Raw genomic sequence first — 14,691 nt, forward strand, 5'->3', positions numbered from 1 at the left:
AATTCGAGGAGCACCGATGAATGCCGAACTGATCGACCGGGCCCGCGGTTTCGCCGAGCGGGAGCTGCTGGGCCGGGAGCGCTGGTTCGATTCCAAGCCCCCCGCCCCGACCGCCGCGTCGGCGGCCCTGCACGCGGCCGGGCTCGCGAACTGGTGGTTGCCCGCCGAATACGGCACGGCCGGCGCCTCACTGACCGACAGCGTCGACATCGTGTCCGAACTCTCCTACGCCGACGCGGGATTCGCCTTCTCCTCGTTCCTCTCGGTGCTCGGCACCACGATGCTCCGGCTGTACGGCGCCCCGGCGCTGGCCGAGCAGTACCTCGGCCGGATGGCGGCCGGCGGCGGCTTCTGCGGGATCCTGGTCAGCGAGGAGGACGCCGGGAGCGAACTCGGCCGCACCGCCGCGCTGTTCACCGCCAAGGGCGACCGGCTGGTGCTGGACGGCGACAAGTACTTCGCCACGAACACCGACGCCGCGGACTTCCTGCTGGTGGCCGCCAGGTCGGCGGAGGACGACGCGGTGTTCGGGGTGGTGCTGGTGCCCCGCGACACCCCCGGCGTCGAGATCGTCAAGCGCTGGGACATGATCGGCATGCGCGGCTCGGCCACCTACCAGGTGCGGCTGTCGGGCTGCGAGGTCCCGGCGGCCAACCTGCTGCGCGGGCACGGGCTGCGGCTGCTGGAGGCCGGCCTGAACGCCAGCCGAATCCTGATCGCCTCCACCGCGATCGGCGTCTGCCGGCGGATCCGGGACCTCGCCATGGAGTACGCGGCGGCCAAGCAGGTCAAGGGCGCGCCGCTGCTGGGCAACGCCGTGTTCGCGGGCAAGCTCGGCCAGGTGGAGATGCTGATCGACGTGATGCGCAACCAGTGCCGGTCCGCCGCGGCCGAGTTCGACCGGGCGATGGCCTCGGCGGACCCGGCGGCGGCGCTGTACCGGGCCGGCACGCTGCGCTCGGCGCTCGCCGCGAAGATGTACTGCGGCCAGGCCGGCTGGGAGGTGGCGACGATCGGCTCGGAGCTGTTCGGCGGGCTCGGCTACACGCACGACCACCTGATCGGCAAGCTGGTCCGGGACCTGCGCTACGTCGGCCTGGTGGAGGGCGGCGACGACGTGATCCGCGACCTGCTGTACACCCGCTACGTGATCCCCACCGCAAAACGGCGCTGAGCACTTCACCGCAGCCCGGCGACTGCGGACAATGGCGGACAGTCGGGCGGTAATCACGGAAATATCTTGATTTCCCCGTGGTCAATCACCAAAGCAATTGCGTTATTGACAGACGTGCGACAGACTTGGCCGCTGAGCGTCAGCCTCGATTCGAATCATGAGGGGGAAGTGTGTCGCACAGTTCGCATTCCAATCCGGTGGAACCGCCCTTTCCGGGGGTCGGCCGACCGGGTCCGACCCCTCTGATCACCGTGCTACTCGCCGGTAAACACACCCTGCTGCTGGACGGCCTGTGCCGGCTCCTCGACGAAGAGGACGACATTCGGGTCGTCGCCACCCTGGACCCCTCCGACCAGGCCCCCCCGGTCTCTCCGGAAAGCGTCGACGTGGTCGTGCTGAGCGGAGATTTCGACCACCTCGCCGAGGCCGCGGCGACCAGCCTGCGCTGCCCCGACAGCCGGGCCAGGACGGTCTTCGCCGACACCTCGGACGCCTCGCACCGCGCCCTGGAGGCGCTCGGCCTCGGAATCGCCGCCTATCTTCCCAGACGGGCCACGCCACTGGAACTCAAATCCGCCGTGCGGGCGATCGCCACCCATTCCGACCGGGTCATCATATCGATTCCCCGGGACGGGCTCCGGCGCATCGACAATCAGCGGAACAATATCCAGATCCCGCAATTGGAAATAGAAATCCTCTCCATGGTGGCGGCCGCCCTGACGAACGGCCAGATCGCCAATCGGCTGTCGGTCAGCGAGGCCGTGGTCAAACGCCACCTGCGCAACGTCTTCCGCCGGCTCGGCGCGGTCTCCCGGCTGGACGCGGTGAACAAGGCGCACGAGGCGCGGATCCTGCCCGCCCAGCGGTCCGAGCCGGCCCCGCTCCGCCACGCCCCGAAGCGGCCCTCCCGGCGCACCCACGGTCCACTGGTGCTGACCGAGCGGTAGCCCGCCTCGGTGCGGCGGCCGGGCCGGGGAGCCCACGACTCCCCGGCCCGGCCGCCGTACCGCGTTTCAGGGCCCGGTCAGCACCAGCGCGGAGGCGAAGCCGCCGCGGCCGCGGGCCAGCACCAGCGCGGTGCCGATCTCCAGCGACCGGGGGGCGCCCGCCACCAGGTCGATCCGCGGATCCACCCGGCCGGGCGGCGCCGCGGCCACCGCGGGGACCAGCCCGTCGCGGATCGCCAGCAGCGCCGTGGCGACGTCCAGCGGGCCGCCGCCGGACAGCAGCCGCCCGGTCAGCGCCTTCGGGGCGGCCACCGGCACGCCGCGCTCGCCGAACAGCGTGCACAGCGCGTCCGCCTCGGCCCGGTCGAGCGCCGAGGTGCCCGCCGCGTCGGCGAACACCACGTCCACGTCCTGCGCGCTGCGCCCGGCGTCGGCGAGCGCCTGCCGGGCCGCCCGCACCAGCCCGTCGCCGCCCGGCCCCGCCGGGTCGGGGTCGAAGGCCGCGCCGTACCCGGCGAGCGTGCCGTACAGCCGCGGCGCCCCGCGGCGCTCGGCGTCCTCCCGGCTCTCCAGCACCAGCACCGCGCCGCCCTCGCCGATCGCGTGGCCGGCGCTGTCCAGGTGGAACGGCAGGTAGGCGCGCTCCGGGTCGGTGCCGGTGCCGACCTCGCCGGTGGACGACTGGATCGCCACCCCGTACGGGCAGATCAGCCCGTCCAGGCCGCCCGCGGTCATCACCGCGGTGCCCTTGCGGACCCGGCGCCGGGCGTAGCCGAGCGCGTCCAGGCCGCCGGCCTGCTCGGAGACCACCACCCCGCTGGGGCCCTGCATGCCGTACCGGATGGAGATCTGGCCGGTGTGCACGGCGTAGTACCAGGCGAAGGACATGTAGGCGCTGACCGACTCCCAGCCGGTGCCCCACAGCGCCTGCAGCTCGCGCTGGCCGAACTCCAGGCCGCCGGTGGAGCTGGAGACCGCGACGCCCATCGAGTAGGACGGCAGTTCCTCGGGGACGATCTCGGCGTCCTCCAGGGCGAACTCGGCGGCGAACAGGGCCAGCCGGGTCAGCCGGTCGGTCTGCGGCATCAGCCGCCGGGTGAAGTCCTGCTCGGCGTCGAACTCCGGCACCTCGCCCGCGAGTTTGATCGGGTAGCGGGCGGTGTCGAACCGGCTGATCGGGCGGATGCCCGACTCCCCGGCCACGACGGCCTTCCAGTACTCCTCGGCGCCGACCCCGTTGGGGGCGGCCACGCCGATCCCGGTCACCACGACCTCGCTCATGCCGCACGCCCCGTTCCGGTCAGCACCATCGCGCTCTGGAAACCGCCGAACCCGCTGCCGACCGTCAGCACCGTGTCCAGCCGGCGCTCCCGGGCCACCAACGGCACGTAGTCCAGGTCGCACGCCGGATCCGGCTCGTGCAGGTTGGCGGTCGGCGGGACCAGGCCGTGCTGCATGGCGAGCGCGCAGGCCGCGATCTCGATCGAACCGATCGCGCCCAGCGAGTGCCCGACCATCGCCTTGATGCCGCTCATCGGCGTGCGGTAGGCGTGCTCGCCGAGGCTGCGCTTGACCGCCGCGGTCTCGTGGACGTCGTTCTGCTTGGTGCCGGAGCCGTGCGCGTTGACGTAGTCGACGGCGTCCGGGGCGACCCTGGCCTCGACCAGCGCCGCGTCGATGGCGTCGGCCATCTCCCGGCCGTCCGGCTTCAGCCCGGTCATGTGGAAGGCGTTGCAGCGGCTGGCGTAGCCGGCCACCTCGGCGTAGATCCGGGCGCCGCGCCGCCGGGCGTGCTCGTACTCCTCCAGCACCAGGACGGCCGCGCCCTCGCCGAGGATCAGGCCGTTGCGGGTGCGGTCGAAGGGGCGGCAGGCGGTCGCCGGGTCGTCGTTGCGGGTCGAGGTCGCCTTGATGACGTCGAAGCAGGTCAGGGTGATCGGCGAGATCGGCGCGTCGGTGGCCCCGGTGATCACCACGTCGGCGTCGCCGTCGCGGATCAGCTCGGCGGCGTAGCCCACCGAGTCGATGCCGGAGGTGCAGCCGGTGGAGACCACGGACGCCGGGCCGAGCGCGCCGGTGGTCAGCGCCACCTCGGCGGCGATCGAACTGGGCAGGAAGTAGTCGTACAGGTGCGGCACCGCGAAGGCCGGGTCGACCAGCCAGTCCGCGCCGGAGTTGCTGAGCACCGCGTACTCCGACTCCATGGTGGTGGTGCCGCCGACGGCGCTGCCGATCGCGACGCCGGTGCGCTCCGCGAGCCGGCCGTCGATCTCCAGGCCGGAGTCGAGGACCGCCTCCAGCGCCGAGACCATGGCCAGCTGCGACACCCGGTCGGTGCGGCGCACCTGCTGACGGGTCAGGCCGAGCGCGAGCGGGTCGAAGTCGCACTCGGCGGCGACCCGGCAGCGGTGCCCGGAGGCGTCGAACCGGGTGATCTCCCGGGTCGCGGTGGTGCCGCTGCTGATCAGCTCCCAGAACGGCTCGCGTCCTACGCCGCCCGGCGCCGTGACGCCGATGCCGGTGATGACTGCCCTGCGGGTCATGCGTTCTCCTTCACTGCGGCAGCGAGCAGGTCCAGCTGCCGGACGTCGGTGGAGCACGGGATGAGGACGAGTTCGTCGCAGCCGGCCTGCCGGAAGCGGGCCACCTCCTGCCGGACGGCGTCCTCGGAGGTCAGCGCGGTACGGGCGATCAGGTCGGCCGCCGGACCGGCGAAGGCGTAGTAGGAGCGCAGGTGGTCCAGCGCCTCGTCCGGGCCCTGCGGGCCGAGCGCGTAGTAGGTCTGGGCGACCAACCGGGGGCGGCCCGGGCGGCCGTGCGCCGTCCAGCACTCCCGGGCCTCGACGGCCCGCTCGGCGAACATCGCCGCGGAGGCGACCAGCACCGCGCCCTCGCCGTGCCGGGCCATCCGGTCCAGGGCGGCCCGGCTGCGGCCGCCGACCAGCACCGGGGGCGGGCCGGACGCGGGCCGCGGGCCGATCGCGCCGTCGTCCCAGAACGCGGCGAGGTCGGTCAGCAGCCGGTCGAGCGCGCGGCCCCGGCGGCGGAAGTCGGTGCCGCCGGCCTCGAAGTCGTCGGGGCGGATCCCGGCCGCCACGCCGAGCACCAGCCGCCCGCCGGACAGCTGCTGCAGGGTGGCGAGCTGCTTGGCGAGCAGCGCCGTGTTGCCCCGGTAGCCGGGGACCAGCACCTGGGTGGCCAGCCGGATCCGGCGGGTGACCGCGGCGGCCGCGCCGAGCGCGAGCAGCGGCTCCCAGCCGTCGCAGACCAGCCGGTCGAGCACGGCCAGCGTCGAGAAGCCGCACTCCTCGGCCCGGCGGGCCCATTCGGCCAGTTCGGGCCCGGTCAGTTCGCCCGCCATGGTGGGCAGGCCGATTCCGATCTCCATCTCCCGCCCCCGCTCAGCGGGCCGCGAGCACGGCGTCGGTGTACGCGGTGGCGATCCGGTCGAAGCGCAGCGCGGCGTGCGTGGCGGCGACCGTGATGTCCCGCCAGTGGCGCTGCAACGGGTGCGCGGCGTCCTGCGCGGCGGTGCCCGCGGTGCGGACCAGTTCGTGCGCGGTGTCGACCAGGACCCGGGCCGCGTGCGCCGTGTCGCGGGCGTTGCGGGCCGCGAACGGGCGGGCCCGGCCCTGGTCGAGCAGCAGCGCGGCCCGCTCGGCGAGCAGGGTGGCGGCGTCGACCTCGGCGGCGGCCCGGGCGAGGACCTGGTCGTTCAGCGGGGTCGGGCCGGCGCCGGGGGCGGAACGCCGGGCGGCGACCAGCCCCGTGTAGGCGTCGACCATGCCGGCCGCCGCGCCGAGCACCGGCGCCAGGCAGGTGAGCCCGCCCAGGGACATCAGCGGGACGGCGTGCTGCGGGCGGTCCGAGGTCCGGTTGACCCCGCCCACCACCTCGGCCAGCGGCACGGTGCGGTGCTCGGGCACCCACACGTCGGACAGCACCACGGTGTGGCTGCCGGTGGCCCGCATGCCGACGGTGTCCCAGCTCTCCTCGACCGCGAAGTCGGCGCGCGGCACGGCGAAGAACCGCGGCGGCGGCGCGCCCGGCCCGGGGGTCGGCCCGGCCAGCAGCGCCCAGTCGGCGAACAGCGCGCCACTCACGTACGACCAGCGGCCGTCCAGCCGGAAGCCGCCGTCGACGGCCTCCGCCCGGCCGCTGGGGACCAGCCCGGACACCCAGAGCACGTCCGGGCTGTCGCCCCAGGCCTCCTCCTGCCCGGCGAGCGGGAGGTGCGCCGAGAACCGGGCGCTGTAGGCGAACATCGAGCCGCACCAGGCGGCGGAGGCGCAGGCCCGGCCGACCCGGGTCATCGCCGCGGTCAGCTCCGTGAAGGTGCCCTCGGCGCCGCCCCACCGGGCCGGCACGAAGTGCCGCGGGTAGCCGGCCGCGGTCAGCGCCTTCACGGTCTCCGGGTCGAGCGCGCCGCCGCGGTCCGCCTCCCGGGCGTACCGCCCGGCCGACTCCGCCGCGAGGGCGGCACGGGCCGCCCGGTCGTCGGTCAGGATCTCTGTCACGTCATCGGTTCCTCACCCCGCGCTGCGCCGGGCAGCCGCGGACGGTCCATCCGGCTCCGGCCGGCACCGGAAGGGTGGCCGGAGCGCTTCGACGTCCGATCCAGCCGTGTTGGAAGGCCCCGCCCCGGCGGCGCCCGGCCCGGCCGCCTCGAACCGGGCTGTACCGGACGTCGAACGGCCCGCGCCAGGGTGGCCGACGGCCCCGCGGTCCAGGGGCCCCGACCCGCGAAGGAGGGCCCGTGCCCGAACAGCAGCAGATCCCGGACGTCCGGAAGTCGGTGGCGGTGAACGCCACCCCCGAGGAGTGCTTCCGGGCGTTCACCGAACGCCTCGCCGAGTGGTGGCCGCCGTCGCACGTCCTGCTGGAGAAGGAGCGGGCCGGCCTGGCGTTCGAGCCGGGCGTCGGCGGCCGCTACTACGAGTGGGACGTCGAGGGCAACGAGATCGACTGGGGCGTGGTCCTGGTCTGGGAGCCGCCGCACCGGCTGGCGATGACCTGGCGGGTGGACGGCCGCTTCCGGTCGATCCCCGACGACGAGCGGGCCAGCGAGATCGAGGTGGAGTTCACCCCGACCGACGACGGCACCCTGGTCTCCCTCGCGCACGTCCGCCTGCACAAGCACGGCCCCGACGCCGAGCGGATCTTCTCCGCCCTCGACGGTCCCAGCCCGGGCGAGACCCTGGCGCGCTTCGCCCAGGTGCTCTGATGCGGACCGGCTCCCCGCAGCGGGCCGGCCGGGCGCCCCACCCGGGTGAGCCGGACGCCGCCGGGCTGCGCCAGGCCATGGGCCGCTTCCCGACCGGGGTGACCTTGCTGACCTGCGGATACGGCGACGAGACCACCGCGATGACGCTGAACAGCCTGGTGTCGGTGTCGCTGGACCCGCTGCTGGTGCTGGTGTCGGTCAACCGCGAAGGACGGATGCGGCCCCTGGTGTCCAAGGCCGGGGCGTTCGCGGTGAACCTGCTCACCGACCGGCAGCGCGAGCTCGCGCTGGCCTTCGCCCGGCCGGACCGGCCCGAGGGCGGGGCCGCGGTCCGGCGCACCGCCGCCGTCGAGGGCGTCACCGGGAACGCGGTGCTGCCCTCGGCGCTGGCCGGCGTCGAGTGCGAACTGCACGCCGAGGTCGAGGCCGGCGACCACGTCCTGCTGATCGGCCGGGTGGTGGCGATCCACCTCGGCGACCGGGGCACGCCGCCGCTGGTCTTCCACCGCGGCTCGTTCACCGGCCTGGCCGCCCCGGCCGACGGGGACGCCCCCGGGCCCGCCCACCGCCCCCGGCAGTCCGGGGCCGACCGACCCCTTACGGAGGAACCATGACCGTGCCGCCCGGACCCCCGACCCTGCGGGAGATCGCCGCCGGCGTGTACGCCTTCGAGCAGCTGCCGGGCGGCTGGTGCCTGAACAACGCCGGGCTGATCGTCGACGACGGCCGCTCGGTGCTGATCGACACCGCCGCCACCGAGGCCCGCGCGCGGCAGCTGCGCGCCGAGGTCGAACGGATCGCCCCCGACGGCCCCGACCTGGTGGTGAACACCCACTTCCACGGCGACCACGTGTTCGGCAACGCGGTGTTCCCGTCACGGGCCACCGTGATCGCCCACGAGGGCACCCGCGCGGACATCGCCGAGGCCGGACTCGGCCTGCGCGGCATCTGGCCGGACGTCGACTGGGGCGACACCGGCCTGCGGCTGCCCGACCTGACCTTCCGCGACCGACTGGTGCTGCGGACCGGCCGACTGACCGTCGAACTGCTGCAGGTCGGCCCCGCCCACACCCCCGACGACGTGGTGGCCTGGGTCCCCGAACGCGGCGTGCTGTTCACCGGCGACGTCGCCTGGTCCGGCGTCACCCCGTACGTGCTGATGGGCTCGATCGAGGGCTCGCTGCGCGCCCTGGACCGGCTGCTCGCGCTGGAGCCGCAGGTCGTCGTCCCCGGCCACGGACCGGTCGGCGGGCCCGAGGTGCTGCACGCCACCGCCGCGTACCTGCGCTGGCTCCGGGACCTCGCCGAGGCCGGGCGCAAAGCCGGCCGGTCCGCCCTGGAGACCGCCCGCGCCGCCGACCTCGGCCCCTACGCGAGCCTGGTCGACGCCGAGCGGCTGGTCGGCAACCTGCACCGGGCGTACGCCGAGCTCGACGGCCTCGCCCCGGGCGAACGGCTCGACGTGGCAGCCTCGTTCCGCGAGATGGCCGCCTACCACGGAGGTCTCCCGCAGTGCCACGCCTGACCGCGCCCCCGCAGGCCCCGGCCGGCGGGTACGGAATCCTCGGCACCGGCTCGTACCTGCCGCCGGTGGTGGTGCCGAACGGGCCGGTCGCCGCCGCCGCCGGGGTCACCGACGAGTGGATCGTCCGCAAGACCGGCATCCGGGAGCGCCGCCACGCCCGCCCCGACCAGGCCGCCTCCGACCTCGCGGCGCACGCCGCGACCGCCGCACTGGCCACGGCCGGGATCGACCCCGGCGCGGTCGGCCTCGTGCTGGTCGCCACCTCCACCCCCGACCATCCGCAGCCCGCCACCGCCAACCTGGTCCAGCACCTGATCGGCGCGGACCGCGCCGCCGCGTTCGACCTGAACGCGGTGTGCAGCGGATTCGTCTACGCCCTGGAGGTCGCCCGCACCCTGCTCCCCGGACTCGGCCCCACCCCGTACGCGCTCGTCATCGGCGTCGACGTGTACTCACGGATCCTCGACCCCACCGACCGCCGCACCGCCGTCCTGTTCGGCGACGGCGCCGGCGCCGTCCTGCTCGGCCCCACCCCGGACGGGCCCGGCCTGCACCCGGCGATCCTGCGCGGCGTCGGCGCCGAGCACCGCCTGATCGGCGTGCAGGCCGGCGGCAGCCGCCTCCCCGCCTCGGCCCGCACCGTCGCCGACGGCTCCCACCACTTCCGGATGGACGGCCGCGCCGTCCGCGCCTTCGTCGCCGAGGAACTGCCCGCCCTCGTCCACGACACCCTCGCCGCCCACCGCCTCCCCGCCTCCGACCTCGACCACTTCATCCCCCACCAGGCCAACGGCGTCATGCTCGACGAACTCGCCCCCCGACTCGGCCTGCGCCCCGACACCCTCCGCCGCACCGTCACCCACTACGGCAACACCGGCGCCGCCTCCATCCCCCTCACCCTCGACGCCACCTTCCGCGCCGGCCTCCTCGCCCCCGGCCACCACCTCCTCCTCGCCGCCTTCGGCGGCGGCATGAACCTCGCCGCCGCCCTCTGCACCTGGACCGGCCCCCGCCCCGGACCGGCCATCGACCGACCGGTCGCCAACGGCCGCCCGGAGAAAGGGAATTGTCAGGACAGCGCACCCGCAACCGGAACGCCCCGCTCCTCGACCGCCTCGGCATCGACACCCTGACCGGACTGCCGAAGACGCCGCCCGACCGGCAGCCCGACCCCACGGCGCCGGTTCCGGCGCCGTCGTCGCCTTAGGATGCGGACCATGGACAGCACCACGCCGGCACCCGGGGATCCCATACCGTCGACGACGCGGCGAACCCGCTGGCAGGAGGCGGGAAACAGCGGAAACTTCGGCAAGCGGTTCGCCGAACTCGTCTCCTCCGGTGAGGACATCGACGGCGAGGCCCGCCTCGCCGACACCCTCCTGCCACGCGGCGCCCGGGTACTCGACGCCGGCGCCGGCATGGGCCGGGTCGCCGCGGCACTCCTGCGGCGAGGACACGACGTGGTCGCGATCGAGCCCGACGAGGCACTGGTCCGACAGGCCCGGGAGACCTACCCCGGGCTCCCCATCGAGGAACGCGACATCCTCGACCTCGGCCCCGACGACGGCCCCTTCGACCTGGTCGTCTGCGTCGGCAACGTCATGCTCTACCTGGCCGAGAACACCGAACGCGAAGCCCTGCACGCCATGCGCACCGTCCTCACCGACACCGGCCGCCTCCTGATCGGCTTCCACCTCCAGGACGCACCCCCGCACGCCCGCACCTACACCCCCGCAGACTTCGAAGCAGACCTGACAGCCGCCGGCCTCCGCGTCGACCTCCGGGCAGGCACCTACCAGTTGCACCCGGCCAACGACACCTACAGCGTCTGGATCCTGAGCCGCGCGCAGGGCTGACCCCGGGCCACCGACCTGGCACGACCTGCCCGAGCGGTTCGGCCCACGGGAAACGGTCTACGAGCGCCATCGGCGGTGACCGGCCGACGGGAGCCGGGAGCGGCGGCGGTACCCGCTGTTGCGCAGCAGTCGGACCAGGGCTTCTTCGAGGAGGTAGCCCTTCAGATGTGACTTCGCGAGCATGATTCCCTGCAGCCGCAGCGGATCGCCACGGTCCGGGGATATGAGCGGGCGTCAGGATCAGCTCGGCAGGAAGCGGCTGCGCTCCCGGTGCCAGGAGATCAGGGCGTCAACCGGTCCTCAGCGTCAGGGGTGAACGGGTCCGCCGTAAAGGTTCCCGGCCCCTTCGATCCTGTCCGCGCGATCAGCACCGAAGCGACCTGCCTTGGCCTCGATCCGAACCTGGTCACCCAATGGCCGGCCATCGTCGCGGACGCCACCGGCAGCCCCGCATTCCCCGCCCTCGCGTGTCCGCACGCCGGGAGAAGCTCGACACCGGGGTACGGGTCCACCGCCTCGCCGAGATCCGCCGCGAGCAGGACCTCACCCAGCCCGACGTCTCCCGACTCGAGAACGGCGCGCTCGACACCGCAGCGCCCTCAACGATCCGCGCCTACGTCGAAGCCCTCGGTGGCCGGCTCCGCATGGTCGCCGACTTCAACGACCGCACCCTGACCGTCAGCTGACAGGCTCACGAAACCCACTCCAACCGGCCCCTGCGCTCGCTCCCGCCCCACAGGATTCCCCACACGCAACGTCACAATTTCAGCCGATACCATCAGCAGGATCGGGAAGTGCTCCGTCCGCACGGCGACAGGCTTCGCCCGAAAAGCACTGGCAGTCAGGGCTTGGTCCAGGCCCCTGGGCAAGATCCCTGCACGCCTTGGGGCGACTTCCTCATGACGGTCCATCAAATGACAGAGCGATCTCCAGGAACACCAGACAATGAGCGAACGACAGCGAGCGGATGCCACAGCCGGCTCCATCGAATCCGATCCCGAGGCTCGGATCACGATGATCCCGGCAGCAGACCCCACGTTCGCCATCGGCGTGGGGCTGTGGCAGGAGAGTAGACCGCGCGAGACGTTCCGTGCCTTCGCCCAGGACCAACTGTCCCAGCGTCGGAACAGTGGCCTGGCAGGGACCGGTCGCGGGCGGAAGGACGACAGCAACGTCCTTCCCGTGGTCGTCCAACTCGTTCCCCGCCCGGACAACACCTACAACCCGGACGCCATCAGCATCGCGGCTCCGCCCGCCTACGGCGGCACCGATCACGAGCGGCACATGGCGTACATGTACGACAGGCACCTCGTCTCCCTCGGCGGAGCCCTGCGCAGCCTGGCGGCCCTGTCCCCGTTCCCTGTCGGCTGCCACGCCTTCATCGAGCTGGACGAGGCCGAGCACGACGAGTTCGAATCGGAGTCCGGCCCGGACGAAGAGGACGGCGGCGCTCTCGTCATCACCGACGAGCGGCAGGTCGCGTACTGGACTGGCGGGCTGCGCCTGCTGATGCCGCGCTGGGACAGGCTCCAGGAGTTGACGGTCGGCTACGCCCGAGGGGTCCGCCCCGACCTGATCCTCCCGTTCATCGGCCATTGGACACCTTGGCTGCCCGGCAGCCGTGCGGCGCTGGCGAGCGTGACACAGGAAAAGTCGTTCGACGTCACGCTGCGCGCCGAAGGCGACGCACTCACGGCCTACTACGGAAATCTGCCGCTGTCCGACCTGAACTCCACCCCCCGGGACTACTTCGATCGCACGATGCAGCAGGTGCGGAACATGGGCGGACGGGCCACGGCCCGCGCGGAGGAGCATCAACGGTCGCTGAAGGTGTTCGTGGAGGACAGTCGGCCGCTGACCGAACGCAGCACAGGTCGTTGACTGCCGAGGTGCTGCGAGTACCCCGGTCGGCGCGAACAACAGCTCACCGACCGGAGGGCCGCGAGGACTGCTGACGGCGCGGGACCGGCTGCCGGGTGTCGGCAGCCGGTCAGCGGGCGAGGACGTGGCCGTCGTCGGGGCGGTGGTCGCGGGAGCGGCGCAGGTCGGTGGTGACGTAGGTGCGTTGGAGCCAGCGGTCCGCTCCGTCGTAGCGGGGCCGGAAGGCGGTGCGGCCGTGGACGGTGACGCGGTTGTCGAGGACGACCAGGTCACCGGGGGTCAGGCGCAGGGTGCGGGCGGTCGCCTCGCAGGCGCGGCCGAACTCGGCGAGTGCGGCGGCGGCCCGAGGGGTGAGCGGCGTGGTGACGAGTTGGGCCATGCGGATGTCCGGGTCGTCGGCCGCACCGAACAGCACCGGCACGGGCTCGGGTGCGGCCCCGCTCGCGTCGGGGGCGAACGAGGGCGGCGGTGCGGTGATGAACTCCGGTGCGAACAGGGCCTCGCGGCCGGCCGGGGTGAGCAGCGGCAGCGCTCGGCGGATGCCGGCGACGCGCATGCCGGCCGTCCCGTCGTGGTCGGCGCGCAGGCACAGGAAGACCACGTAGTCGGGCGGGTGGGGGTGGAAGCCGTTCTCGCTGTGGAAGGACAGCGGCGCCGATCCGGCGTTGCCGTGGAAGGACTCCTGTCCGGGCACCGGGACGACGTCCTGCACGAGGGCCCCGGACTTCTCGGCCCGGTAGGCGAGCGGCTCGCCGAGACCGCAGGCCACCATGGCGAGCAGCGCGGCCGGGACGGTCGCCCGGCGTTGCACCGAGCCGGGTACGGCAGGTGTCGGGGGCAGCGTCGCCCGGCCGACGGGCAGGCCGCCGATCACCAGGGTGCCGTGCGGGCCGGAGTGCCTGCGGAACCGTCGAAGTTCGCGGCGCAGCGGCAGCGGGAGTTCGTCCCAGGCGTCTCTGGCCCGGTCCACCCATGCGGGGTTGTCGACCTGGTCGGGTCCGTCGGTGCACAGGGTGCGGGCCAGTTGCTCGCAGGCGTGGGCGTCGGCGGGATCGAGTTGCCAGTCGGCGGCGATGGCGGTGCGCCGTTCGGTGCCTGACGTCGTCTCGGTCATCGGTCTCCTGCCGAAGGGGGCGGGGGCGTGGGTTTCAGGGGTGGCGCAGGCCGGCCACGGCGTCGGCGATGTAGTGGTCGCCGAACCGGATCAGTGGGGCGTACTGGGCGGCGCGGCGGTGACGCATGAGCCGCAGTTCGGCGACGGCGTTGTCGGGGCCCTCGGGCCGTTGGGCGATGGAGCGGCGCAGGTGGACCATCGAGTAGGCGAGGGTGACGTGCCGTTCGGCGTCCACGATGTCGGCTTCCAGCAGGGCGCCGCGCGCGTCGGCCAACTCCGGTGATCGGTCGGCCAGTTGATCGTAGGAGTCGGGCAGTGCGATCAGCAGGTCCTTCATCGCGGCCCGGAACAGCTTGTAGCCCCGGTGCTGGCGCCCGCTGAGCGGGATGTCCGTGGACGGGGGCGCCATGGTCCGGCGGATCTCCGCCATGTAGTGGTCGGCCGGGATCGTACTGGCGTGATTCATCGCCGCCGGGAAGCCGCGCACGTACACCGTCGCGTCCGCCAGCCGGGTCAGTGCGGCATCGGCATCGCCGTGGCGCAGGCCGCGAGTGGCGTCGGCCACGGCGACGGCGGCGCAGACGTTGAACAGGACATGGACCTGGTGCCCGATGAGCCAGCGGGCGCTCCACACGCTCTCCAGCGACGGGCCCGGGCCGGATTCGGGCGCGGCCGCCGGCGGAGCGGGCTCGGGGCCGGCGCCGGGCGTCGTGCCGGTGAGGTCGAGCACGGCCTGCCGCATCCCGGCCGTCTCCAGCGCCAGGTCGGCACCCGACAGCGGCGCTTCGCGCAGGTCCTCCAGGCCGCGGTGGACGACCAGGGCGCCGTGCAGGGCAGCCTGTTGGTCCGACAGCTCCACCTCGCGGACCCGGAAGTACGACTGACTGGTCGACTCCGCCGGCACGTCCTCACCGGCCATGGCCGGAGCCAGCGCCGACAGCGCGCCCACCAACTCCCCCGCCGTCGCCGC

16 protein-coding genes are annotated in these 14,691 nt (G+C 73.6%); 9 read left to right on the forward strand and 7 right to left on the reverse strand.

Translation table 11 applies throughout. The annotated features are described in order from the left end of the window. Positions 1-16: 16 nt before the first annotated feature. Positions 17-1,174, forward strand: a complete 1,158-nt coding sequence (locus IEZ12_RS04080; RefSeq protein ID WP_043910458.1) for an acyl-CoA dehydrogenase family protein — start codon at positions 17-19, stop codon at positions 1,172-1,174. Positions 1,175-1,425: 251 nt separating this feature from the next. Then, positions 1,426-2,121: a LuxR C-terminal-related transcriptional regulator gene (locus IEZ12_RS04085; RefSeq protein ID WP_189270845.1), complete on the forward strand. Its 696-nt coding sequence runs from the start codon at positions 1,426-1,428 to the stop codon at positions 2,119-2,121. Positions 2,122-2,187: 66 nt separating this feature from the next. On the opposite strand, the gene IEZ12_RS04090 is transcribed toward IEZ12_RS04085, so the two are convergent. The 4 genes from IEZ12_RS04090 to IEZ12_RS04105 are packed head-to-tail and all read right to left on the reverse strand — an operon-like array spanning position 2,188 to position 6,638. Further along, entirely contained in the window at positions 2,188-3,402 is a 1,215-nt protein-coding gene (locus IEZ12_RS04090; protein ID WP_189270846.1) for a ketosynthase chain-length factor, read from the reverse strand. Beyond that, positions 3,399-4,664, reverse strand: a complete 1,266-nt coding sequence (locus tag IEZ12_RS04095) for a beta-ketoacyl-[acyl-carrier-protein] synthase family protein (protein ID WP_043910450.1) — start codon at positions 4,662-4,664, stop codon at positions 3,399-3,401. Before IEZ12_RS04095 ends, IEZ12_RS04090 begins: the two co-directional genes overlap by 4 nt. Then, complete coding sequence (locus IEZ12_RS04100) at positions 4,661-5,509, reverse strand: LLM class flavin-dependent oxidoreductase (protein WP_043910448.1); 849 nt, start codon at positions 5,507-5,509, stop codon at positions 4,661-4,663. Before IEZ12_RS04100 ends, IEZ12_RS04095 begins: the two co-directional genes overlap by 4 nt. 13 nt (positions 5,510-5,522) lie before the next feature. Beyond that, positions 5,523-6,638 carry an acyl-CoA dehydrogenase family protein gene (locus IEZ12_RS04105; RefSeq protein WP_189270847.1) on the reverse strand — a complete coding sequence of 372 codons (1,116 nt, stop codon included), beginning with the start codon at positions 6,636-6,638 and terminating at the stop codon, positions 5,523-5,525. A 239-nt stretch (positions 6,639-6,877) separates the two neighbouring features. Here IEZ12_RS04105 and IEZ12_RS04110 point away from each other — a divergent pair, with 239 nt between their 5' ends. The 5 genes from IEZ12_RS04110 (at position 6,878) to IEZ12_RS04130 (ending at position 10,726) form a co-directional block, all read left to right on the forward strand. Then, positions 6,878-7,345, forward strand: a complete 468-nt coding sequence (locus IEZ12_RS04110) for an SRPBCC domain-containing protein (RefSeq protein WP_189270848.1) — start codon at positions 6,878-6,880, stop codon at positions 7,343-7,345. Next, the gene (locus IEZ12_RS04115) at positions 7,345-7,959 is read left to right on the forward strand and encodes a flavin reductase family protein (RefSeq protein ID WP_189270849.1); all 615 of its coding nucleotides are present in this window, start codon (positions 7,345-7,347) and stop codon (positions 7,957-7,959) included. Before IEZ12_RS04110 ends, IEZ12_RS04115 begins: the two co-directional genes overlap by 1 nt. Beyond that, positions 7,956-8,870, forward strand: coding sequence for an MBL fold metallo-hydrolase (locus IEZ12_RS04120; protein WP_189270850.1), 915 nt, complete (start codon positions 7,956-7,958; stop codon positions 8,868-8,870). The genes IEZ12_RS04115 and IEZ12_RS04120 overlap by 4 nt, the downstream gene beginning before the upstream one ends. Further along, positions 8,858-10,003 carry a 3-oxoacyl-ACP synthase III family protein gene (locus IEZ12_RS04125; protein ID WP_229847218.1) on the forward strand — a complete coding sequence of 382 codons (1,146 nt, stop codon included), beginning with the start codon at positions 8,858-8,860 and terminating at the stop codon, positions 10,001-10,003. The genes IEZ12_RS04120 and IEZ12_RS04125 overlap by 13 nt, the downstream gene beginning before the upstream one ends. Before the next feature lie 84 nt (positions 10,004-10,087). Then, on the forward strand, positions 10,088-10,726 hold the full coding sequence (locus IEZ12_RS04130; protein WP_229847219.1) for a class I SAM-dependent methyltransferase: 639 nt from the start codon (positions 10,088-10,090) through the stop codon (positions 10,724-10,726). 57 nt (positions 10,727-10,783) lie between these two features. Here the strand turns inward: IEZ12_RS04130 and IEZ12_RS39940 are convergent, their stop codons facing one another. Further along, complete coding sequence (locus IEZ12_RS39940) at positions 10,784-10,909, reverse strand: hypothetical protein (RefSeq protein ID WP_268250231.1); 126 nt, start codon at positions 10,907-10,909, stop codon at positions 10,784-10,786. Between the two features lie 284 nt (positions 10,910-11,193). Here IEZ12_RS39940 and IEZ12_RS04135 point away from each other — a divergent pair, with 284 nt between their 5' ends. Continuing rightward, a complete protein-coding gene (locus IEZ12_RS04135) occupies positions 11,194-11,412 on the forward strand; it encodes a hypothetical protein (protein ID WP_229847220.1) in 219 nt (72 codons plus the stop codon). 259 nt (positions 11,413-11,671) lie between these two features. After that, on the forward strand, positions 11,672-12,607 hold the full coding sequence (locus IEZ12_RS04140; protein ID WP_189270853.1) for a hypothetical protein: 936 nt from the start codon (positions 11,672-11,674) through the stop codon (positions 12,605-12,607). 109 nt (positions 12,608-12,716) lie between these two features. Here IEZ12_RS04140 and IEZ12_RS04145 read toward each other — a convergent pair whose 3' ends face one another. Continuing rightward, positions 12,717-13,721 carry a clavaminate synthase family protein gene (locus IEZ12_RS04145; RefSeq protein ID WP_189270854.1) on the reverse strand — a complete coding sequence of 335 codons (1,005 nt, stop codon included), beginning with the start codon at positions 13,719-13,721 and terminating at the stop codon, positions 12,717-12,719. 34 nt (positions 13,722-13,755) lie between these two features. Then, on the reverse strand, positions 13,756-14,691 hold a 936-nt coding region (locus IEZ12_RS04150; RefSeq protein WP_229847221.1), incomplete at its 5' end, for a 3-methyl-L-tyrosine peroxygenase-related protein.

Origin of the sequence: Kitasatospora griseola (assembly GCF_014648555.1) — a bacterium.
GTDB classification, from domain to species: Bacteria; Actinomycetota; Actinomycetes; order Streptomycetales; family Streptomycetaceae; genus Kitasatospora; species Kitasatospora griseola.

Bases quoted from the DNA above. Each gene is read 5' to 3' on its own strand.
- IEZ12_RS04080 (WP_043910458.1), top strand. From the start codon at position 17: ATGAATGCCGAACTGATCGACCGGGCCCGCGGTTTCGCCGAGCGGGAG.
- IEZ12_RS04090 (WP_189270846.1), bottom strand. From the start codon at position 3,402: ATGAGCGAGGTCGTGGTGACCGGGATCGGCGTGGCCGCCCCCAACGGG.
- IEZ12_RS04095 (WP_043910450.1), bottom strand. From the start codon at position 4,664: ATGACCCGCAGGGCAGTCATCACCGGCATCGGCGTCACGGCGCCGGGC.
- IEZ12_RS04100 (WP_043910448.1), bottom strand. From the start codon at position 5,509: ATGGAGATCGGAATCGGCCTGCCCACCATGGCGGGCGAACTGACCGGG.
- IEZ12_RS04115 (WP_189270849.1), top strand. From the start codon at position 7,345: ATGCGGACCGGCTCCCCGCAGCGGGCCGGCCGGGCGCCCCACCCGGGT.
- IEZ12_RS04120 (WP_189270850.1), top strand. From the start codon at position 7,956: ATGACCGTGCCGCCCGGACCCCCGACCCTGCGGGAGATCGCCGCCGGC.
- IEZ12_RS04130 (WP_229847219.1), top strand. From the start codon at position 10,088: ATGGACAGCACCACGCCGGCACCCGGGGATCCCATACCGTCGACGACG.
- IEZ12_RS39940 (WP_268250231.1), bottom strand. From the start codon at position 10,909: ATGCTCGCGAAGTCACATCTGAAGGGCTACCTCCTCGAAGAAGCCCTG.
- IEZ12_RS04140 (WP_189270853.1), top strand. From the start codon at position 11,672: ATGAGCGAACGACAGCGAGCGGATGCCACAGCCGGCTCCATCGAATCC.
- IEZ12_RS04145 (WP_189270854.1), bottom strand. From the start codon at position 13,721: ATGACCGAGACGACGTCAGGCACCGAACGGCGCACCGCCATCGCCGCC.